Origin of the sequence: Pseudoduganella sp. (assembly GCF_041914865.1) — a bacterium.
In the GTDB taxonomy this organism is placed as follows: domain Bacteria; phylum Pseudomonadota; class Gammaproteobacteria; order Burkholderiales; family Burkholderiaceae_D; genus Rugamonas.
In genome coordinates this window covers 1-20,656 of sequence record NZ_JAYSCO010000046.1, presented here as the reverse complement: position 1 = coordinate 20,656, position 20,656 = coordinate 1, and the positions used below count along the sequence as shown (strand labels likewise).

Here is a 20,656-nt window from a genome sequence, read left to right as displayed (position 1 = left end):
CGGCGAATGCAGCCACGGCATGTCAGGCCGTGTCCGCAGCGGCGCGATGGGCCGAACGCATGCGCCGGTGGTAGCGCAGCTTCGGCACAGGAACTGCGGCCTCGTCGTCGTTCCGCAGGGATGCGCGCACCTGGCGGGCCTGGGACAAGGCTTTCCTGTCTTTGTCGGCGGCAGCGGGCGAGCGGCGCGCTTCCACCACCTGGGCGTCGTGCGCCAGGAATTTATTCGCGATATCGAACCACGCTTCGCCGCCGATGGCGGTGCGGGCGATGGAGAACAGTTCCTTCTCCTCTTTTTCCAGGCGCTGCAGGAGCACCGTGCAGAACGTTTCAATCGCGGCGCAGATGTCGGCCACCTGCCGCTCGCTGTGTTCGCTGGCCAGGTCCAGCTCCGATTGCAGGCGGCGGATCACGGCCAGCGCGGCCTGGTTCAGCCGGCTCAGTTCGTCCAGCAGCTGGTTGGCTTGCTCAGTGGCATTTTGCAGCGCGGGAATCAGGTACAGCTCGATCTTGCGCCAGTGGCAGGCCTGGTACAGGCGCTCCAGGGTTTCGCAGGCATATTCGAGCTGGGACAGGGTCAAGCGCTGCTGGCGCAGCAGCGTCGATTGCACGTATTTTTGAAACGACAGCAGGCTAAGGCGCACGTTAGCCTGTTCAACGGATAGCGCAACTAATGTATATGTGGCCGTTAACATTCTTGCTCCCTAAGTTCGCTACGCGGAAACGGAAGTACAAGTGTAAATTAGCCCGACAGATACGCTTTGACATTCATCAATGTAACGTCACAGCGCCCTCCACAATTTAGGAGGTTTTCAATTGCAGCGCAAGGCGAAGATCTACCATACCAGCTTCCCGCGACGGCGTCACGGTTCCGCCGAATCTGCGCATCAGTTGTTGCATCCCGCTATTCTCGGACAGGGCTTCGCCCGTGATTTCACGCGTGCCGCGGCTGCGGAAATAGTCAAGCAATTTCTGGAACAGGATATTCCCCAGCCCTTTGCCTTTCAAATCGGAACGCACAATGATGGCGAACTCTGCTTTTTGGTTGTCCGGGTCGGCCACGGCGCGCACCACGCCCAGCGTTTCGGGCTGGCCATCGGCGCCGGTGCGGGTGGCGATAAAGGCCATGGCGCGGTCGTAGTCGATCTGCGTCAGGCGCGCCAGCTGGGCCGGCGGCAGCTCTTTCATGGCGGAGAAGAAGCGCAGGCGCACGTCGTCCGGATCGAGGCGGCTGAAGAAGCGCACATGGGCCGGCGCGTCCTCCGGGCGGATCGGGCGCAGTAGCAACGGCGCGCCCTGCCACTCGATTTCCTGCTCCAGCTCATGCGGATAGGGCCGGATCGCCATGCTGCTTTCCGGCCGGCGCGGACCGAGCGCCAGGCGCGCGCCATGCACCTGCAGCAGGCCGTCGGCTACCGTAAGCGGGTCGATTTCAAGCGCGGCGATTTCGCCGATGTCGGCCACCAGCTCGGCCACGTGGACCAGGGCGCCGCACAGGATCTCGCGCTCGGCGACCAGGGCGCGGCCGACGCCGGTACGGCGCAGCATGTCGCGCGCCAGCACCGTGTTCAGCGGCGGCAGGCCGACCGCGCGGTCGTCCACCACGCGCCCGGCGCTGCCGCCCAGCCCGACGCTGATGGCGGGACCGAACACCGGGTCGACCTGCATGGCGATGCGCAGCTGCTGCACGTCCGGCGGCAGCGCGCTGGCGGGCGCCAGCGGCAAGCCGTAGGCCGCCAGCACGGCCGCCAGGTCGGCCGGCGCCAGTTCCGCTTCGCCGCGCGCCTGCGCCGCCTGCACCAGCTGGCGCGCGGCCTGGCGCTCGGGCACCGAATGGGCCGGCACCTGGCCCGGCACCTCGATCAGCAAGGCCTGGTTGCGCGCGTACTGCACCACCTGGCTGTACGCGCGCACCGCTTTTTCCGGCGTGTCGTAGGTCGGCAGGCCGGCGTCGGCAAAGACCTGGCGCGCGCCGGCCACCGCATCGCCGCCCAGCCAGCAGGACAGCACGCTGCGCCCGCTTTGCCGCAGCAGCGGCGCCAGCGCCTGCGCCACGCCGGTGCTGGCCGCCGCCGAGGACGGCGCGTGCACCAGCAGCAGCGCGTCGGCGTCAGGGTCGGCCAGCAAGGCGCTGGCCACGGCGACGTGGCGCTCGGCGCTGGCTTCGCCGCCGATGTCGATCGGATTGACCGGCGGCAGGCCGGCGGGCAGCTCGCTGCGCAGGCGTTTGCCGGTCTCGGGCGAGAACTGCGCCAGCTTGCCGTGCACGTACTGCAGCGCGTCCGCCGCCAGCTGGCCAGTGCCGCTGCCGTTGCTCATGATGGCCAGGCGTGTGCCGCGCGTGGGCCGCGCGCGCGCCACCGTTTCCACCGCGTCGAACAGGTCGGCCGAGGAATACACGCGCAGCATGCCGGCGCGCCGGATCACGGCGTCGTACACCTTGTCGTCGCCGCTGCGGCCGGCCTTCAGCACCACCACCGGCTTGCTGCGCGCGGCCAGGCGCGCCGCCGAAATGAATTTGCGGGCGCAGGTCACCGATTCAATGTGCATGACGACGGCGGCCGTGTCGTCGTCGGCGGCCAGGTAGTCGAGCATGTCGCCCAGGTCGATATCGCCGCCCTCCACCAGCGACACCACGCGCGAGAAACCGATGCCGTGCTGGCGCGCCCAGTCCAGCACCGCCGTCATCACGGCCGCCGACTGCGCGATGAAAGCGGTCTTGCCCGGCTTGGCGCCGGCGTGGGCAGCGCTGGCATTCAGGCCGGCCAGCGGCGCCAGCAGGCCGATGCCGCCCGGCCCCAGGATGCGCAGCAGGTGCGGGCGCGCGGCGCGCATCACCTGCTGGCGGATGGCGTCGCTGACCGGGGTCAGGATGATGGCGCCGCGCGTGCCGCGCGCGCCCAGCTCGGCGATCAGTTCCGCCACGGTCTCGGGCGGGGTGCAGATGATGGCCAGGTCCGGCGCGCGCGGCAAGGCCGACAGGCGCGCGTAGCAGGGAATGCCGCGCAGCTGCTCGTACTTGGGGTTGACCGGCCAGATGGCGCCGGCAAAGCCGCTTTCCGCCATATTATTCATGACCTGGGTGCCGATGCGGTCCGGCCGCAGCGAGGCGCCGACAATGGCCACCGAAGCGGGCTCGAACAGGCTGTCCATATTCCTGACGCTCATGCGGCTTCCCTTTCCCTGCGCCCGCTACCAGCGCGAATAGTGGTCTTCCGTCACGCCGGGCAGCTGGGTGACGATGCGTTTCGGCGCGTCCGGCGCGCGCCGCACCCAGCCGCTGAAATAGCCGACCGGCTGGATGTAGCGGCTGGCCGCCACCAGCATATTGCGGTCCTGCTTGCGCGCGCCGTCCGGCGTGAAGAACAGTTCCAGCTGGTCGTCCTCGGTGAAGATGTGCCAGCGCTGCATCGGGTCCTTCGGTTCGTAGATGAAGTGCGCCGGGGCCAGCGGCAGCACTTCGCCGTCGATCCAGAGCGCGTTCTCGTTGCCGCCGAAATAGCCCGACTGCAGGTTGAAGCCCAGTTCCAGGTTGTGCGCCGAGGCCCAGCGCCACGAGGTTTCGCGCGCCAGCAGGCCGTTCGAGTAGTCGAAGCTGGCCACGCCGCCGTCCAGGGAGTAGGCGTCGCGGAAGGTGCGCACCTCGCCGCTCAAGGGCATGCCGGGCGACTTCTGCGTGCCGTGCAGCGCCCCGCCCTGCACCGCGCCGGTGGCCAGCAGCAGCGGCGCGCTGGGCGGGCCGAATTCGGCGTCGATCTCCATGTACGGGCAGCGCAGCTTGAGCTGGTAGCGGTTGCCGGGCAGCGGTTCGATGCTGATTTCCGTGCTGCGGGTGCGGAACCAGCTGGGCGCGCCGGCATGGTCGCCGACACCGACCGACAGCCGGCCCGGCAGGCCGTCCTGCGAAAAATTGGCCATCATGTCGCTGTCGTTGCGGTCGAAGGCGTAGGCGAAGCAGGTGCTGGTCCAGCCCAGGTCGACGATGGCGACGGCGGCCATTACCTGCTCCGACACCAGTGCCACATAGTGCCACTTCTTGTGGTGGAAGCGGCGCCACAGGGCGCTGCGCGCATGCTCCCCGGCCAGCAAATGCCAGTCGAAGGCTTGCGCGGCGCCGGCGAAGCGGCCCAGCTGGGGCGCGCCGTCGGCGCCGACGATGCGCGCGGGTGCGCCTGGCAATATCATTGTTCTGCTCCTGCTCGATCCAATCCAGCCTGCAGCGTGGCGGCAAAGCCTGGCGGTTCGCTGGCCGCCACCTGCACCTGCGGGCAGCCATGCCAGCCAGCCAGGCGGCCGATGGCGCCGGCCACGTCGCGTACGAAGCGCCCGGTGACGCGCACGCCCGGCTCCAGCGCCACGTTCTTCAGTTCAAAAATACCGCCGCGGCGGTGCGCCTTGGCGTCGATGCGGCCCACCAGCGCGCCGCGGCGCAGGATGGGCAGGGTGAAATAGCCGTAGCGGCGCTTGGCGGCCGGCGTGTAGCACTCCAGGCGGTAGTCGAAGCCAAACAGCTCCTGCGCGCGGCGGCGGTCCCACACCACCGGGTCGAACGGCGACAGGATGGTGGTCATGGTGGGCGCCAGGGCGCCGTCGGCCGCGGCCTGTGCCACTTGCGCCAGGTCGGGATGGATGTAGACCGGGTCTTTCCAGCCCTGCACGCGGGCGCGCAGCAGCTGCCCTTCGTCCGCCAGCGCTGCCAGGTCGGCACGCGGCGGCCGGGTGCGGTAGTAATCGGCCACCCAGGCGCTGCGCGCCAGGCCCAGGGCGCGCACGGTTTTCAGCGCCAGCTCGCGCCGCGTCTGTTCCATGGCCGGCATCTGGCTGTCGTGCCAGCCCGGCAGCACGCGTTCGGCCAGGTCGTACACGCGCTGGAAATTCTGGCGGCGCGCGATCATCAGCTCGCCGGCGGTAAACAGCACTTCGAGCGAGCGCTTTTCCGGCTTCCATTCCCACCAGCCGCCGCCCTTGCCGTCGGTGCGCTCGAAATCGGCCGATCGCACCGGCCCGTTGCTGCGGATATGCTGCAGCACGCGCTCGACATCGGCGCGCCGCTCGCGCATCCACTTCTCGGAATACTTCCAGCCCATGGCGCCCGGATCGACCATGCGGTGGCGCAGCAGGCGGTAATCCTCCACCGGCACGAAACAGGCTTCGTGCGCCCAGTATTCAAACAGCGCGCCTTCGGCCAGGTGCTCCTCCAGCCAGGGCTGGGGATAGTCGCCCAGGCGGCTCCACAGCACCAGGTAGGGGCTGCGCGCCACCACGTGGATGGTGTCGATCTGCAGCACGCCCATGCAGCGGATGGCATCCAGCACGTCCGCCTTCTGCGCCTTGCGCCGGCGCGGCTGCAGCAGGCCCTGGGCCGCAAGGTGCAGCGCGCGCGCCGTGGCCAGGCTGAAGGTCAATTCGGTCAAGACTCGTTTTCCTATGAAGGTGAACGGCTATTCTAATATCTTATTGACAGTATTTCTTGGCAATTTGCGAATGATGGTGGCCGCCAAGCAGCACTGGCCCGATTTTTTTGCCCGGCAGGCCGCGATTAAGGGCAGAATAGGCAGGTGCCCCCTAACTCGGACCAGGACAATTGACGACCCCCGCTTCCCCTGCCCGCCAGGTCATGCGCAGGTTGTACCGCATGATACTGCTGCCATCATTCACCTTGGTGTTACTGGTGATAATGTGGGCCGACGTTTTCTATCAACTGGAACAGGAAGCCGAAAGCGCGCACTACGACGCGGTGCAGCATAGCCATTCGCTGGCGCGCACGCTGGCCGAACATTCCAGCCACCTGCTGCGCCAGGCCGATCACGCGACCCAGCTGTTCAAGCTTAAATTCGAAGAAACCGACGGCAAGCTGCGCCTGCCCGAATTCGTCAAGCGCGGCGGCCTGCTCGATTCGGTCATGCCATCGCGCCTGCAGCTGCCGATTGCCCTGATCGACGCCAACGGCAAGGTGGTGGACAGCCTGCATGGCGCCTTCCCGGCCAATTCGGCCAATATGGGCTATTTCAAGACCCTGGCCACCACCGCCGGCGACGCGGCGCTGGTCACCAACCCGATGGTCGACCCGATCACCAAGAAGTGGCAGATCCAGATTGCACGCCGGCTGGACGACAAGGCCGGCAAGTTCGCCGGCGCCATCGTGCTGATGATCGACCCGGCCTACTTTGTCGAAGACTACGACCGCATGCACATCAAGGAAGGCGGCCTGGTGATGCTGATCAGCCGCGACACGGCGCTGGCGGCCGGCCGCATCGACGAAAAACTGTTCATCAGCGACGCCATCGACTATGTGGCGCCGTCCGACCCGATCAACCTGCCGGAGGAACTGATCCTCAAGACGCCGGTCGACAAGGTCGACCGCATTTACGGCTTCCGCGACATGCCGCGCTACTCGCTGACAGCGGTGGTGGGCGACGCCAAGCAGCATGCGCTGGCCAAGTTCTACAACCAGCGGCGCCTGTATTACGCGGTGACGGCCCTGATTTCGGTGGTGGTGCTGGCCTTCTCCGTCCTGCTGACGCGCCAGGCGCGGCGCCTGCGCGAGAGCATCCGCGAATCGACCGAGGCGCGCGAAAAGCTGCATGCCGCGGTGGACGCCAGCCTGGACGCCCTGTTCCTCATCAAGGCATGCCGCAGCGGCGGCAGCGGCGGCGAGATCATGGACTTCACGCTGGTGGATGTGAACGAACGGGGCGCGCGCATCCTGGGCTACGCCGCCGACGAGGCGCTGGGCAAGCGCATGGGCGAAATGCTGCCGCAGTGGCGCAGCGAGGGCCTGTTCGCCAAATGCCTGGGCGTGATGCGCACCGGCGAGCCGCTGGAGGAGGAATTCGAGTCCACCGTGTTCGGCGAGCATATGTGGCTGCGCCACCAGATCGTCGCCATCGAAGACGGCGTGGCCGTCACCGCGCGCAACATCACCGAGCGCAAACGTTCGGAGCTGGAGGTGCGGCGCAACCAGGCCGAGCTCCAGGCCGTCAACGACGCCTCGCCCCTGGGCCTGGTGCGCGCCGACGCCGACGGCAAGTGCACCTACGTCAACCGCACCTTCGAGGCCATCACCGGCATGCCGCGCGAGAAGGCCCTGGGCGACGGCTGGCTGGAGGCGGTGCACCCGAACGACCGCGAAATGCTGCGCGCCTCGCTGCGCCACCTGACGCAGACCCAGCAGGCGTTCCAGGAAACGCTGCGCTGCGTGCACCCGGACGGCAAGATCGTCTGGACCTCGATCAAGGTGGCGCCGATCGTGGTCGACAACACGATCGGCGGCTATGTCGGCACGCTGGACGACATCACCCTGGTGCGCAAGTCGGTCATGGCGCTGCGCGAGAGCGAATCGCGCCTGCGCACCATCGCCGATACGCTGCCGGCCATGATCGCCTATATCGATTTCGAGGAGGTCTACCGCTTCCACAACCTGGCCTACGAGCGCGAATTCAGCAAGACCGGCCTGCACGTGACCGGCCGCACGGTGCTGGAAACGGTGGGCGAAAAACGCTATGCCGTGCTGCAGCCCTACATCGCGCGCGCCCTGGGCGGGGAAACGCTGACCTTCGAGGAGGAGGACGACAGCGGCGACTATCCGCGCACCTTCGACGTGGTCTACATCCCGCAGCTGGACGAGGATGGCATCACCGTGGTCGGCTTCCACGTCATGCGGCAGGACGTGACGGCGCAGAAGCGCGAGAAACAGCGCCTGCTGCGCCTGTCGCAGGTCGATGCCCTGACCGGCCTGACCAACCGCGCCGGCTTCCTGCAGAAACTGAACGAAACGATGGCGGCCTGCCGCGAGAACGGTGGCCTGATGGCGGTGATGTACCTCGATATCGACCGCTTCAAGCCGGTCAACGACACCTACGGCCACGCCGTGGGCGACGCCCTGCTCAAGGCCTTCTCGGCCCGCCTGTCGAACACCGTGCGCGCCAGCGATACGGTGGCGCGCCTGGGCGGCGACGAATTCACCATCATCATGGACCGCATCTCCAAGCCGGAAGACGCCGCCACCACCGCCGCCAAGATCGTGCACGCCATGCAGCAGCCGTTCGAGCTCGATGGCGTGCTGGCCAACGTCTCCACCAGCATCGGCCTGACCTACTACCGCTCGGAGGATGTCAGCCCGGCGGAATTGCTGAAACGCGCCGATACGCTGCTGTACGAGGCCAAGCAGGCCGGCCGCAACACCTTCCGCCACGGTTCGCCACTGGCCGATATGCGCTCGCCGAACGCCGCCTGATGCGGATCAAGACAGGGGCGTGCCGTTTGCGCTATATTTGCGCTTCCCACGCCTAGCTTTACTTTCCATGCGCCTGCTGCACACTTCCGACTGGCACCTTGGCCAGTCGCTGCATAATGTTGACCGCCACTACGAACACCAGCGTTTCCTCGACTGGCTGCTGGAGACGATCGTCTCGGAACAGGCGGATGCCTTGCTGGTGGCCGGCGATATATTCGACAACGCCAATCCCTCGGCGGCCTCGCAGCGCCAGTTGTACACCTTCCTGCAGCAGGCGCGTGCCCGCGCGCCGCAGCTCGATATCGTCGTCATCGCCGGCAACCATGACTCGCCCGGCCGGCTGGAGGCGCCAGGGCCGCTGCTGGAAGTGCATGGCACCACGGTGATCGGCTACCCGCACCGCGATGCCGACGGCGCCATCGCCGTGGAACGCATGCTGGTGCCGCTGACCGGCAAAGACGGCAAGGTCGGCGCATGGGTCCTGGCCGTCCCCTTCCTGCGCCACGGCGACGTGCCGCGCCCCGCCGCCGCGCCCGAGGCGGCGCCAGCCACGGAGACGCCCGAGGCAGCCGACGCAGCCGACGCAGCCGACGCAGCCGAAGCCGCCCGCGCAGCCGACGCGGCCGCCGCAGCCGAGCCGGCGGCAAGCGACGCCCCGGCGCCGGCGCAGCCCGACCCCTACCTGGCCGGCATCGCCGAGCTATACCGCCAGGCCATCGAACTGGCCGCCGCCCGCGCCGCCGACGGCCAGGCCATCGTCGCCATGGGGCACTGCCACATGGTCAACGGCACCATGTCCGCCGACTCCGAGCGCCGCATCGTCATCGGCGGCACCGAAATGCTCCCGGCCAGCATCTTCCCGCCGCCGATCGCCTACGCCGCCCTCGGCCACCTGCACCTGGCGCAGCAAGTCGGCCCGCATGAGCATATCCGTTACAGCGGCAGCCCGATCCCGCTCTCCTTCGCCGAGACCAGCTACCCGCACCAGGTGTTGCGCATCGACTTCGACGGCGCCCAGGTCAAGGCCATCACGCCGCTGCCGATCCCGCGCGCGGTCGAGCTGCTGCGCATCCCGGCCAAGCCCGCGCCGCTGGAAGAAGTGAGCGCCGCCCTGGCCGCCCTCGACCTGCCGGACGCCCCGCTCGAGCAGCAACCCTTGCTCGAAGTCCGCATCCTGCTCAACGCCCCCGAGCCCGGCCTGCGCGCCAGCATCGAGAAAGCGCTGGAAGGCAAGCCTGTGCGCCTGGCCAAGATCGAAACCAGCAGCGCCGCCCGCGCCTCGTTCGAAGAAGCCGCCCTCTCGCTCGACCAGCTGGCCACGCTGCAGCCGGACGACATCTTCAAGCGCCTGTACCAGCAGCGCTACGGCTGCGACGCGCCGCCCGAGCAACTGGCCGCCTTCGCGGAACTGGTGCAGCCATGAGGGTCCTGCGCATCGCCGGCAAGAACCTGGCCTCGCTGGCCGACGAATTCTCGGTCGACTTCACCGCCCAGCCGCTGTCCGACGCCGGGCTGTTCGCCATCAGCGGCCCCACCGGCGCCGGCAAAAGCACCCTGCTGGACGCCCTCTGCCTGGCCCTGTACGACGACACGCCGCGCCTGCACAAGGCGGTCGGCAAGACGCCCGACGTGGGCGAGCCGGTCTCCTCGCAAGACCCGCGCACCCTGCTGCGGCGCGGCGCCGCCGAAGGCTGGGCCGAGGTCGACTTCGTCGGCAACGACGGCGAATCCTACCGCGCCCGCTGGAAAGTCTGGCGCGCCCGCAGCAAGGCCGCCGGCGCCCTGCAGCCAAGCGCCATGTCGCTGCAAAAGCTGCCCGGCCTGCAACCGCTGGGCCACACCAAGACCGAAGTCATGGCTGAAATCGCGCAGCGCATCGGCCTCAGTTTCGAGCAGTTCACGCGCGCCGTGCTGCTGGCGCAGAACGAGTTCTCGGCCTTCCTCAAGGCGCCCGACGACGAACGCGGCACCCTGCTGGAAACCCTGACCGGCAGCGCCATCTACAGCGACATTTCGAAGCGCGCCTTCGAACGCTGGCGCGCCGAAGAACTGGCGCTGAAGACCCTGAGCGCCGGCCTGGCCAGCCAGCAGCCGCTGGCGCCCGAACAGCGCGCCGCGCTGGCCGCCCAGTCCGAAGCCGCCGACGCCGCGCTGGCGGCGGCCGCCCAGTGCGTCAGCGCGCTGGAAGCCGACTTGCGCTGGCACCAGCAAGCCGAACGCCTGGCGGCAGCGCTGCAGCAGGCGCAGGAACAATGCCGGCAAAAGCAGGCCGACTACGACGCCGCCGCCACGCGCCGCGCCACGCTGGCCCAGCTCGATGCGGTGCAGCCGGCGCGCCCGCTGGACGAGGAGGTCGCGCGCCTGGCCGCCGAACGCGCCAGCACCCAGGCCGCCCTGGCACTGGCCGAGCAGGAGGCCGAGCGCACCCGCCTGGCGCTGGCCGTGCTCGAAGGCGACGTCCAGCAAGCCAGCGCCGCCCTGGCCGCAGCGGAAAGCGCGCAGCAAGCCGCCGCGCCCCAGCTGGACCAGGCCAAAGCGCTCGACACCCGCCTGGAAACCCTGCAGGCCGCCTTCGCCCAGGCCGCCACCGCGCGCGACGCCGCCGCCCAGGCCGATGCCGCTGCGCAGGCGGCCCTGCAGGCGCGCCTGGCGCAGCAGCAGGCCCTGTCCGACGAGCAGGAAGCCGGCCAGCAATGGCTCGCCGCCCACAGCCACTGGGCCGCCCTGGCGCGCGACTGGCCGCGCTGGGATGTCCTGTTTGCGCAGGCACGCGAGCAAGCCGCGCGCGCCGAGCAGCAGTCGCAAGCCCTGGCCGTGGTGCAGGAGGCCGCGGCCCGCCAGCGGCAGGAGGAAAGCCATGCCCGCAGCGGCCTGGATGCCGCCGCCGAACGCCTGCGCCAGGCCGAAAGCCAGCGTGAACAAGCCGCCGCCGCGCTGGCCGGCATCGACGCCGACGCGCTGGCCGCCCAGCGCCAGCAGCTCGACCAGCGCCGCGCGCAGCTGGCCGATGCCGGCGCCGCCTGGCAGGAGCTGGCGCAACTGGGCGAACGCCAGGCCACCCTGGCCGCCCGCAGCGCCGCCCAGCAAGCCGCCCGCGACAGCGCCGAACAGGAAGTTGCCGCGGCACGCCAGGCCAACCTGGCCCTGGTGGCCGCCTCCACCCAGGCCGAGCGCTCGCTCAAGCTGGCCGAAGCGGCCACCGGCGAAAGCGTGGAAAAGCTGCGCGCCGCGCTGCAGGACGACGCGCCCTGCCCCGTGTGCGGCGCGCTCGAGCACCCGTACCGCCAGGAAGACGGCCCGCTGCAAGCGATGCTGGCGCAGCTGCAGGCCGAAGTGCACGACTGCCGCGACAAGCTGCAGCGCAATATGAAGCACGAGGCGGAGCAGCAGGCCCGCCTGCAAACGAGCGTCGAACAGCTCACCATCCTCGCCGCCGAGCAGCACAGTGTCGCCGCCGCCCTGGCCAGCGCCACCCCGCGCTGGCAAGCCGCCAGCAGCGCGCTCGCCGCTGCCGGCAGCGCGCCGCCCGACGCCGGGGTGCCGGCCTGGCTGGCGGCGCAGGAAGCGGCGCTGCAGGCGGCGCTGCGCACGCTGGAAAGCCAGGAGCAAAGCCAGCGCCGCGCCGCGCGCGCGCGCGAAGTGGCGCAGACCGCCTGCGAGCAAGCGGCGGCCGAATGCCAGCGCCACCAGCAGGCGCTGGCCGCCGCCCACACCGCCCTCGCGCAATCGGGCGCCCAGGCCGAAGCGCTGGAAGCCCAGCGCATCGACACCGCCCTGCAGATCGCCAACCTGCTCGACCAATTGGACGCGCCGCAGGCGCGCCCCGGCTGGCAGGACGAATGGAAGGCGGGGCCGGCCCGCTTCCACGAGCAGCGCAGCCGCGAAAGCCAGCAATGGCTGGCGCAGCGCCAGGCGAGCGACGAGCGCGCCGCCGCGCTGGCGGCGCTGGCCCTCGAACTGCAGGCCCTGCGCTCGGCCCAGGAGCGCAGCAGCGCCGACGCCGTCGCCACGCAGGCCGCGGCGGACGCCGCGCACAGCGCGCTGGCCAGCGCCACTGCGGAACGCCAAGCCCTGTGGCAAGGCCGCCCCGTGCGCGAGGTGGAAGCCAGCCTGCGCGCGGCCGTCGAGCAGGCGCGCGGCACGCTGCAGGCACGCCAGGAATCGGCCCAGCAAGCCGCGCAGCAGCGCACGCGCGCCGACGAGGCGCTGGCGCAAGGCCGGCAGCGCCTCGCCGCGCTGCAGGCGGCCGCCGACGACGCCGCCAGCCGCCTGCACGCCTGGCTGGCCGCCTGCCACGCGCCAGGCGTCGACAGCGCGCAGGCGCTGCGCGCCCTGCTGGCCCACCCGCAACAGGCCATGCGCGACGAGCGCGCCGCCCTGCAGGCAATCGAGCAAGACCTGGCCTCGGCCCACGCGGTGCAGGCGGAACGCGCCGCCCAGCACGCGCAGCACCTGGCCAGCGCCGCGCCGGACGGGCAGCGCAGCGCGGCCGAGATCGAGGCCGCGTTGACCACCGCCCAGCAGGAACGCCAGCAAACGCACGAGCAAGCCGCCGCCTTCAAGCTGCAGCTGGCGCAGGACGACGCGCGCCGCCAGGCCGCCGAGAGCCTGCTGGCCGACATCGCCCGCCAGCAGGAGACGGAACGGCGCTGGGCGCAGTTAAGTGAGTTGATCGGCTCGGCCGACGGCAAGAAGTTCCGCAACTACGCCCAGCAGTTCACCCTCGACGTGCTGCTTGGCTACGCCAACGCCCACCTGGCGCAGCTGGCGCCGCGCTACCAGCTGGAACGCATCGCCAACCCGGCCCAGCCCTCGCTCGGCCTGCTGGTGCGCGACCTGCACATGGGCGATGAAAAGCGTTCGGTGCATTCGCTGTCCGGCGGCGAATCCTTCCTGGTGTCGCTGGCCATGGCGCTTGGCCTGGCCTCGCTCTCCTCCAACCGGGTGCGCGTGGAGTCGCTGTTCATCGACGAAGGCTTTGGCAGTCTCGATGCGGAAACCCTGCGCGTCGCCATGGACGCGCTGGACGGATTGCAGGCAATGGGAAGGAAAGTGGGCGTCATCTCCCACGTGCAGGAGATGACCGAGCGGATCGCCACCCGTATCGTGGTGCAGCCCGCAGCCAACGGCAGCAGCGCAATCTCAGTCGGCTAGGCGCCAGGTGCGCTCGTCCTGTTCGACGCGCACCATTTCCCACCCCAGCTCGCGGCGGATCTGCTGCGGGTCGGGCAATGGGCGGCGTTCCTCCTGGCGCGATTGCAGCCAGTGGCGCACTGCTTCCTTGCTTGGTTGCTTGGACTGTTCCATCGTAAACCTCCATCGGCGTGACGGTCACTCCTTCAACGCCGCGGCCGGCCGCGCGTTGACGGCAGCCCCGCAGCAATTTGTTATGATGTGTAAATGGGAATCGGTGCCGTTACATCGTCGACCAGCTACGCGCCGCAGGCCAGCGCGCCTGCCCGGCAACGCACGCCCGCCGAACCCGAACTCTCCCCCGAGGACCAGGCCAAGGTCGAGCAGCTCAAGGCACGCGACCTGGAAGTGCGCCAGCACGAGCAGGCGCATCTGGCCGCCGCCGGCGGCCTGGCCACCTCCGGCGCCAGCTATACCTACCAGCGCGGCCCGAACGGCGTGAATTACGCCATCGGCGGCGAAGTCAATATCGACACCTCGCCCGGCCGCACGCCGGAAGAAACCGTGGAAAAAGCGCGCCAGGTGCAGGCGGCCGCCCTGGCCCCGGCCGAACCGTCCAGCCAGGACCGCAGCGTGGCCGCGCGCGCCGCCCAGATGCAGCAGCAGGCCCAGGCCGAAATTTCAGCCAAGCAACAGGAACTCAGCCGCGCCTACGGGCTTTCCGGTACGCAATCCACGATTGACGTCTTTGCCTGATAAAATCGATCTTTTGCCCGGAGTCCGGCCCATGTTGCTGAAAGCCCCACGCACCCTGACCTTCAAGTGCGTTAAATGTTCCAAAGCAGTAAAAGTTTCACTCCAGAAAACCTCTGCCTGCTCCCACATCACGCCTTACTACGGCGTGTGCACCTGCGGCGAAGTCAAACTGCACGCCACCGGCGCACCGGATGCGGTAAAGTCCTATCTGGAATCCAACGGCCTGTGGTCGCACCACCATTGACCTGCCTCAAGAAATCTGGAAATTTGCCGTATCAGGGGTAGCACCCTAAAGGTTTCTTATCATGAACTACCTGAACTCTATTGGCCCACGCTCGTACCAGAACACCGCCCTGACGCCGGCCCAGCCGCAACAGGACGGCAAGACTTCGCGCGCCAACGCGATCAAGGACGTTGCCCAAGACAACCCGGTGTCGCTGTCCAGCGGCGCGGTCGACCTGCAAAAGCGCGTCGACCGCCTGGGCAACAAGACGGTGGACATGGCCCAGGACCTGATCGGCAGCTTTGCCCGCAAACTGCTGGGCGATGATGCCAAGGGCGCCACCATCGACTTCGACTCGGTCGAACTCGAGGCCAGTTCCAGCTTCTCCGCCGCCGCCCTGCGCTCGGAAAGCGCCGGCGGCGTGACCTCCGCGCTGGGCTTCAGCCTGAACGAAGATTCGCACTTCATCGGCAAAGGCACGATTACCACCGCCGATGGCCGCAAGCTGGCCTTCGAAGTCGAGATCCAGTACGAAACCAGCATGACCGCCGCTGCCGCCAGCAGCGTGCCGTCGCGCCGCCAGGACCTGGCCAGCCAGAACCCGGCCATGCCACTGCCGGAAGTCGAGTTCCCGGACATCGATTTCCCGGGCAGCCTGGCCGACCTGTTCCGCCTGATGGACCGCAATATCAGCGCCACCCTGAAGCAGCTGGGCGACGACGGCCAGCAGCAGGATGCCGGCAACCTGACCATGCGCCTGCTGAAAATGGTCGATGCCGAGTCGCCGCTCGACACCTACCTGCCGCCCAACGCCAGCGACAAGGCCAAGGCTTACGGCCGCCAGCAGGCCGAGCCGGGCCAGGCCGCCGAACTGGCGCACGCTGCCAAGGAAGCGCGCGATGCGGCCAAAGGCGGCGCGATCGACCCGCCGGCGGCGGAGATCGATCCGCCCGCCGCGCCGGCTGGCACCGCCGTGCCGGCAGCGCAGGAGCCGCCAGCCGCTTAAGGCCGCGTATAATGGCGCATCCTGACGAAACCGCCTTTTCAGGCGGTTTCGTCGTTTACACCCGGGCAAAATAAATGCAAGAAATCCACTGGACCGAACAAGGCGAGCCGCGCGCTGCGCGCTGGCACTCCGAAGCAGGCAATCCGCCGCCCAAGCGCGTGCAGGTGGCCGATGACACCATGAATGCGGACGTCGCCTACCGCCTGGCCTGCGAAGGCACCGCCCTGCTGTGGCGCGGCGACTTCCAGAACGCGCGCCAGCTGCTGCAGGCGCTGGCGCGCCGCGCCGACCATAAAAAGGCCAAGGGCGGCAAAGGCAGCAAGGCGCGCGCCGCCAAAGTGCCCGCCAACGCCACCGAAGCCTTCCACCTGCACCGCCAGGCCCAGTCGCAGCGCGCCCGCATCCTGGCCATGCTGCTGATCCCCTTCGAACCCGGCTACCGCATCCCGCTGCGGCGCGCGCCCGACGTTGCGCTGGCCTGCAATGAAGCCTACGGCCGCGGCGAAGACGCCTTCGTCATTTCCCTGCGCGAGCTGCAAGGCCTGATCGGCGCCCACGAATGGCGCAAGGCCGGCGTGGCGGTGGTGGCGCTGGACGAGCGCATCCACCCGCATTACGGGGTGTTCTCGCCGGTGCGCGGGGAATATGTGCAGCTGGTGGCGGATGCCCCGCTGCCGCGCGGCGCCGGCGAACTGGCCTTCGACATCGGCGCCGGCACCGGCGTGCTGTCGGCGGTGCTGGCCAAACGCGGCGTAAAACGCGTGGTGGCGACCGACATGGACAAGCGCGCTCTCAGTTGCGCGCGCGACAATATTGCCCGCCTGATGCTGGAGGGCCAGGTCGAGCTGCTGGAAGCCGACCTGTTCCCGCCCGGCCAGGCGCCGCTGGTGGTGTGCAACCCGCCCTGGGTACCGGCACGCCCCAATTCCTCGGTCGAGGCCGCCGTGTACGACCCGGACAGCCGCATGCTGCGCGGTTTCCTGTCCGGCCTGAAAGCCCACCTGGCGCCCGGCGGCGAAGGCTGGCTGATCATGTCCGACCTGGCCGAGCACCTGGGCCTGCGCACGCGTGCCCAGCTGGAGGAATGGATTGCCGCCGGCGGCCTGAAAGTCCTGGGCCGCCTGGACGCCCGCCCAGTCCACCCCAAGGCCAGCGACGCCAACGATCCGCTGCACGCCGCCCGCTCGGCCGAGGTCACTTCCCTCTGGCGTTTGGGGGCTGCATAAATCGACCTTGCGCAAGCGCGATAGGCGAGCTATAATGCTTGCCTCAGACGCGGGGTGGAGCAGTCTGGCAGCTCGTCGGGCTCATAACCCGAAGGTCACAGGTTCAAATCCTGTCCCCGCAACCAGATTAAAAAAGCCGTTGATTCGCAAGGATCAACGGCTTTTTCCATTACAGCGCGCCGTGCTTGCGCCGGGCCTCGCGCATCGCCTCCCGGCCAAGGCGGGCATAGGTCTGCGACAGCGCTTTGCACTCCTCCAGCGCGGCCGGCAGCACGGCTGGCGCCATGTCGGCCGCACCACTCTGGTGGGCGCGCGCCACAATCGCATCGTGCGACTCCTGCATGACCGCCATCAGCAAGGCGGCGCGCTCCTTGTCGCCTTCCGGCAGCGCCAGCTTGCGCGGCAATTGCGGATTCTTCAACTCCTTGACCATGCCCTCGGCCAAGGCCCGCCAGGCATCGCGATCAGCCCCGCGCGCCACCGACTGGACGGCATTCGCCACCAGCGCGGCCCGCACCTGCGCCAGCTCCTGCTCCAGGGCAGCAATCCGCTCTTCCATGTTTCCTCCTTGCAAAAACGGCATCATAGCCTAAGCGCCAATGCTTGGGATACACTGCGCCTCTTAGTCATCAGCAAGAGGAGATCGCCGTGACGGACCAGAAAGACCAGCCCGCCCAACCTTCCCGTCGCAGCATCTTCCGCGCCGCCGCCGCGACCGGCGTGGCCGCCGCGCTGCCTGGCGCCATGGCCGGCGCCGCGCCCGCCCGGACGGTCACCCCGACCGCGCTGGACGCCAAGCTCAGGGCCAACGTCAAGAACGTGGTCGTGATCTACCTGGAAAACCGCAGCTTCAACAACCTGTTCGCCGACTTCCCCGGCCTGGCCGCGCCGCTGTCGGCACTCAAGCCCGCCGATTACCAGCAGCGCGACTACGACGGCAGCATCCTGCCGGTCCTGCCCAAAGTCTGGGGCGGCCTGGTGCCGGTGCCGCAGGATATCGCCGGCAAGCGCTACGAGCTGAAAGAAGAGCAGCTCAAGGACTTGCCCAACGCGCCCTTCAAGCTGGTCGATGCCGAAGGCAAGCCGCTGCCGGAAGCCGTCATCACGCGCGACTTGTGGCACCTGTTCTACCAGAACCAGATGCAGATCAACGGCGGCAAGAACGATGGCTTCGTCGCCTGGGGCAATACCGGCGGCATGGTCATGGGCTATTACGGCGAAACGGAAAAGAACCTCGGCCTGTGGCAGGTGGCGCGCCAGTTCACGCTGTGCGACAACTTCTTCATGGCCGCTTTCGGCGGCTCCTACCTGAACCACCAGTTCCTGATTTCGGGCCGCTGCCCGGTCTACCCCGACGCCGCCAACAGCCCGGCCAAGCGCAAGATCGCCGTGCTGTCCGACGGCCCCACCGGCCACAGGCTGGCACTCGACGCCAAGAGCCCGAAAACCGCCCTGGAAGGCAAACCGCTATATGTGCAGGACGGCGCCATCACGCCGGACGGCTACGCCGTCAACACCATGGCCCCGCCCTACCAGCCAAGCTGGGTGCGCCCGGCACCGGGCGGCGACAGCGCGCACGCCAATCCGGACGACCCAAGCTACCTGCCGCCGCAGAGCTACGACACCATCGGCGACCTGCTGTCGCGCAAGGGCGTAAGCTGGGCCTGGTACGGCGGCGCCTACCAGGCGGCACTGGAGCACAAGGGCGGCGGCAGCAAGCCGAACTTCCAGTACCACCACCAGCCGTTCAATTACTTCAAGAACTTCGCGCCCGGCTCCGCCGAACGCGCCGCCCACCTGCGCGACGGCGGCCTGGGCGACAGCCCGATTTCCAACAAATTCCTGGCCGACGTGGTGGCCGGCAAGCTGCCGGCCGTGAGTTTCTACAAGCCGCAGGGCAACCTGAACCTGCACGCTGGCTATTCCGACATCGAATCGGGCGACCAGCACGTCACCAACGTGCTGGAGCACCTGAAAAACTCGCCACAGTGGAAAAACATGGTCGTGGTGGTGACCTTCGACGAAAACGGCGGCTGGTGGGACCACGTCGCCCCGCCCAAGGGCGACCGCTGGGGCCCCGGCTCACGCATCCCCGCCATCATCGTGTCGCCGTTCGCCAAGAAGGGCACGGTCGACCACAGCTTCTACGACACCACCTCCATCCTGCGCTTCATCACCCGCCTGCACGGGCTGCCGCTGCTGCAAGGCCTGGCCGAACGCAACCAGGCCTTCGCCGCGCGCAATGCGCTGCCGCCGGGCGACCTGACGGGAGCGCTTGCCTTCCGTTGAGCGGGTTGCCCGTGTTACAATCCAGCCGTTTTACAAGGGAAGCCCGACTGATTCAGCCGGGCTTTTGTTTTCTGCGGCTGAATATGAGAGATAAAAAAGACAACGCGACAATCGACCTGCCCGGCTTCGAGCCAGCAGCGCCGATGGCACCGGAAGCCAAGCTTCCGCCGCCGCCGCGTGTCCGCCGCGCACCGCGCAAGCAAGAGCAGCTCGACCTGCTCGGCGAGCTCGGCCCCACCGATGCCTCCGGACTGCCAATCTGGCAGAATGACCCTAACCTTGATTTGACCGGCCTGCCGATCTGGCGCCGGGACTGAAAATGACCTCTTTCGCTACCCTGCCGCTGTCCGAAGCTTTCCTCGCCAACCTGGACTCGCTGGGCTACCGCGAAATGACGGACATCCAGGCCCAAAGCCTGCCCGCCGTCATGGAAGGCCGCGACCTGATCGCGCAAGCCAAGACCGGCAGCGGCAAGACCGCCGCCTTCGGCATCGGCATGCTGTGCAACCTGAACACCGCCTGGTTCGCCGTGCAGGGCCTGGTGCTCTGCCCCACCCGCGAGCTGGCCGACCAGGTGGCGGGCGAGCTGCGCCGCCTGGCGCGCTGCGTGCCCAACGTGAAGGTGGTGGTGCTGACCGGCGGCACGCCGATGCGCCCGCAGATCGCCTCGCTGGAATTCGGCGCCCACATCGTGGTCGGCACCCCGGGCCGCGTGCGCGACCACCTGTCGCGCGAATCGCTCGACCTGTCCACGGTGCGCACCCTGGTGCTGGACGAAGCCGACCGCATGACCGATATGGGCTTCTATGACGAAATCGCCGGCATCGTAAAAGCCTGCCCCAAGCGCCGCCAGACCCTGCTGTTCTCCGCCACCTACCCGGAAGACATGCGCCAGGCCACGGAAGCCTTCCTGGCCGACCCGCTGGAAATCACGGTCGAAGCGCAGCACGCCAGCAGCAAGATCGAACAGCGCTTCTACGAAATCGGCTTCGATGAACGCGACCGTGCGGTGGGCAAGCTGCTGCGCCACTACCAGCCCGCGTCCGCCATCATCTTCTGCAACACCAAGGCACACTGCAAGGACTTGCTGGACGAGCTGCGCGCCGAAGGCTTCTCCGCCCTCGCCCTGTACGGCGAGCTGGAACAGCGCGAACGCGACGAGATCCTGGTGCTGTTCTCCAACCGCAGCTGCTCGATCCTGATCGCCACCGACGTTGCCGCGCGCGGGCTCGACATCGCCAACCTGGAAGCGGTGATCAATGCCGACGTCTCGCGCGACACCGAAGTGCACATCCACCGCATCGGCCGCACCGGCCGCGGCGGCGAGACTGGTCTCTCGCTCACGCTGTGCGCGCCGAACGAAAAGAAGTGGGTCAAGCTGATCGAGGAATACCAGAACGCCCCGGCCGAATGGCACGACCTGAAGGAACTGGGCGAAGACGAATACGCCAATGCCGAACCGGCGCCGATGCTGACCCTGTGCATCGCCGGCGGCAAGAAGGAAAAACTGCGCGCCGGCGACGTGCTGGGCGCCCTGTGCGGCGATGGCGGGCTCACCAAAGAGCAGGTAGGCAAGATCGCCGTAACCGAATTCCAGACCTACGTCGCCCTCGACCGCCGCATCGCCCACGCCGCCTTCGACCGCCTGAAAGCCGCCAGCACCATGAAAGGTGGCGACTTCGGCAGCTTCAAAGGCCGCAACTTCAAGATGCGCTTCATCGAAGTCTGAACAACAAAATGTCCATGTTGGGGTCAGGAAGAAAAGTGGACATTTCCTGAAGAAATGTC

General features: G+C 68.3%; 16 protein-coding genes and 1 tRNA gene. 11 read left to right on the top strand and 6 right to left on the bottom strand.

All coding sequences use genetic code 11. From position 1 onward, the window contains the following. Positions 1-22: 22 nt before the first annotated feature. From ACE3TQ_RS19210 to ACE3TQ_RS19195, 4 genes are all read right to left on the bottom strand, one after another. Positions 23-610 (bottom strand): hemerythrin domain-containing protein, encoded by a 588-nt coding sequence (locus ACE3TQ_RS19210; protein ID WP_374583957.1) that lies wholly within the window; start codon positions 608-610, stop codon positions 23-25. Between the two features lie 190 nt (positions 611-800). After that, complete coding sequence (locus tag ACE3TQ_RS19205; RefSeq protein ID WP_374583955.1) at positions 801-3,167, bottom strand: bifunctional acetate--CoA ligase family protein/GNAT family N-acetyltransferase; 2,367 nt, start codon at positions 3,165-3,167, stop codon at positions 801-803. A 24-nt stretch (positions 3,168-3,191) separates the two neighbouring features. After that, complete coding sequence (locus tag ACE3TQ_RS19200; protein WP_374583953.1) at positions 3,192-4,184, bottom strand: DUF2804 domain-containing protein; 993 nt, start codon at positions 4,182-4,184, stop codon at positions 3,192-3,194. Continuing rightward, on the bottom strand, positions 4,181-5,413 hold the full coding sequence (locus ACE3TQ_RS19195; RefSeq protein ID WP_374583951.1) for a winged helix-turn-helix domain-containing protein: 1,233 nt from the start codon (positions 5,411-5,413) through the stop codon (positions 4,181-4,183). The genes ACE3TQ_RS19200 and ACE3TQ_RS19195 overlap by 4 nt, the downstream gene beginning before the upstream one ends. Positions 5,414-5,676: 263 nt before the next feature. Here ACE3TQ_RS19195 and ACE3TQ_RS19190 point away from each other — a divergent pair, with 263 nt between their 5' ends. From ACE3TQ_RS19190 to ACE3TQ_RS19180, 3 genes are all read left to right on the top strand, one after another. Next, a complete protein-coding gene (locus tag ACE3TQ_RS19190) occupies positions 5,677-8,235 on the top strand; it encodes a diguanylate cyclase domain-containing protein (protein ID WP_374583949.1) in 2,559 nt (852 codons plus the stop codon). A 67-nt stretch (positions 8,236-8,302) separates the two neighbouring features. Beyond that, positions 8,303-9,658, top strand: a complete 1,356-nt coding sequence (locus tag ACE3TQ_RS19185; protein ID WP_374583946.1) for an exonuclease SbcCD subunit D C-terminal domain-containing protein — start codon at positions 8,303-8,305, stop codon at positions 9,656-9,658. Then, positions 9,655-13,389 (top strand): AAA family ATPase, encoded by a 3,735-nt coding sequence (locus tag ACE3TQ_RS19180; protein ID WP_374583944.1) that lies wholly within the window; start codon positions 9,655-9,657, stop codon positions 13,387-13,389. Before ACE3TQ_RS19185 ends, ACE3TQ_RS19180 begins: the two co-directional genes overlap by 4 nt. Here the strand turns inward: ACE3TQ_RS19180 and ACE3TQ_RS19175 are convergent. Further along, a complete protein-coding gene (locus tag ACE3TQ_RS19175) occupies positions 13,378-13,542 on the bottom strand; it encodes a hypothetical protein (protein WP_374583942.1) in 165 nt (54 codons plus the stop codon). The genes ACE3TQ_RS19180 and ACE3TQ_RS19175 overlap by 12 nt on opposite strands. Positions 13,543-13,635: 93 nt before the next feature. Between ACE3TQ_RS19175 and ACE3TQ_RS19170 the strand changes: the two genes are divergently transcribed. The 5 genes from ACE3TQ_RS19170 to ACE3TQ_RS19150 all read left to right on the top strand — a co-directional run bounded on the left by ACE3TQ_RS19170 (position 13,636) and on the right by ACE3TQ_RS19150 (position 16,704). Further along, positions 13,636-14,124, top strand: coding sequence for a putative metalloprotease CJM1_0395 family protein (locus ACE3TQ_RS19170; protein WP_374583940.1), 489 nt, complete (start codon positions 13,636-13,638; stop codon positions 14,122-14,124). Between the two features lie 31 nt (positions 14,125-14,155). Then, the gene (locus tag ACE3TQ_RS19165) at positions 14,156-14,368 is read left to right on the top strand and encodes a hypothetical protein (RefSeq protein ID WP_374583938.1); all 213 of its coding nucleotides are present in this window, start codon (positions 14,156-14,158) and stop codon (positions 14,366-14,368) included. Positions 14,369-14,429: 61 nt separating this feature from the next. Further along, on the top strand, positions 14,430-15,353 hold the full coding sequence (locus ACE3TQ_RS19160; RefSeq protein ID WP_374583936.1) for a hypothetical protein: 924 nt from the start codon (positions 14,430-14,432) through the stop codon (positions 15,351-15,353). A 74-nt stretch (positions 15,354-15,427) separates the two neighbouring features. After that, positions 15,428-16,579 (top strand): methyltransferase, encoded by a 1,152-nt coding sequence (locus ACE3TQ_RS19155; protein ID WP_374583934.1) that lies wholly within the window; start codon positions 15,428-15,430, stop codon positions 16,577-16,579. A 48-nt stretch (positions 16,580-16,627) separates the two neighbouring features. Continuing rightward, positions 16,628-16,704, top strand: a tRNA-Met gene (locus ACE3TQ_RS19150). 44 nt (positions 16,705-16,748) lie between these two features. On the opposite strand, the gene ACE3TQ_RS19145 is transcribed toward ACE3TQ_RS19150, so the two are convergent. Beyond that, positions 16,749-17,138, bottom strand: coding sequence for a hypothetical protein (locus tag ACE3TQ_RS19145; protein ID WP_374583932.1), 390 nt, complete (start codon positions 17,136-17,138; stop codon positions 16,749-16,751). An 89-nt stretch (positions 17,139-17,227) separates the two neighbouring features. Here ACE3TQ_RS19145 and ACE3TQ_RS19140 point away from each other — a divergent pair, with 89 nt between their 5' ends. From ACE3TQ_RS19140 to dbpA, 3 genes are read left to right on the top strand one after another with little or no spacing between them, the layout of a single operon-like run. After that, positions 17,228-18,868: an acid phosphatase gene (locus ACE3TQ_RS19140; RefSeq protein ID WP_374583930.1), complete on the top strand. Its 1,641-nt coding sequence runs from the start codon at positions 17,228-17,230 to the stop codon at positions 18,866-18,868. Between the two features lie 11 nt (positions 18,869-18,879). Then, on the top strand, positions 18,880-19,185 hold the full coding sequence (locus tag ACE3TQ_RS19135; protein WP_374583928.1) for a hypothetical protein: 306 nt from the start codon (positions 18,880-18,882) through the stop codon (positions 19,183-19,185). 2 nt (positions 19,186-19,187) lie between these two features. Further along, positions 19,188-20,597, top strand: a complete 1,410-nt coding sequence (dbpA, locus tag ACE3TQ_RS19130; RefSeq protein ID WP_374583926.1) for an ATP-dependent RNA helicase DbpA — start codon at positions 19,188-19,190, stop codon at positions 20,595-20,597. Positions 20,598-20,656 lie beyond the last annotated feature (59 nt).

Excerpts from the sequence above, each read along its gene's own strand:
- ACE3TQ_RS19205 (WP_374583955.1), bottom strand. The coding sequence starts at position 3,167 with ATGAGCGTCAGGAATATGGACAGCCTGTTCGAGCCCGCTTCGGTGGCC.
- ACE3TQ_RS19200 (WP_374583953.1), bottom strand. The coding sequence starts at position 4,184 with ATGATATTGCCAGGCGCACCCGCGCGCATCGTCGGCGCCGACGGCGCG.
- ACE3TQ_RS19190 (WP_374583949.1), top strand. The coding sequence starts at position 5,677 with ATGTGGGCCGACGTTTTCTATCAACTGGAACAGGAAGCCGAAAGCGCG.
- ACE3TQ_RS19185 (WP_374583946.1), top strand. The coding sequence starts at position 8,303 with ATGCGCCTGCTGCACACTTCCGACTGGCACCTTGGCCAGTCGCTGCAT.
- ACE3TQ_RS19180 (WP_374583944.1), top strand. The coding sequence starts at position 9,655 with ATGAGGGTCCTGCGCATCGCCGGCAAGAACCTGGCCTCGCTGGCCGAC.
- ACE3TQ_RS19175 (WP_374583942.1), bottom strand. The coding sequence starts at position 13,542 with ATGGAACAGTCCAAGCAACCAAGCAAGGAAGCAGTGCGCCACTGGCTG.
- ACE3TQ_RS19170 (WP_374583940.1), top strand. The coding sequence starts at position 13,636 with ATGGGAATCGGTGCCGTTACATCGTCGACCAGCTACGCGCCGCAGGCC.
- ACE3TQ_RS19165 (WP_374583938.1), top strand. The coding sequence starts at position 14,156 with ATGTTGCTGAAAGCCCCACGCACCCTGACCTTCAAGTGCGTTAAATGT.
- ACE3TQ_RS19160 (WP_374583936.1), top strand. The coding sequence starts at position 14,430 with ATGAACTACCTGAACTCTATTGGCCCACGCTCGTACCAGAACACCGCC.
- ACE3TQ_RS19155 (WP_374583934.1), top strand. The coding sequence starts at position 15,428 with ATGCAAGAAATCCACTGGACCGAACAAGGCGAGCCGCGCGCTGCGCGC.
- ACE3TQ_RS19145 (WP_374583932.1), bottom strand. The coding sequence starts at position 17,138 with ATGGAAGAGCGGATTGCTGCCCTGGAGCAGGAGCTGGCGCAGGTGCGG.
- dbpA (WP_374583926.1), top strand. The coding sequence starts at position 19,188 with ATGACCTCTTTCGCTACCCTGCCGCTGTCCGAAGCTTTCCTCGCCAAC.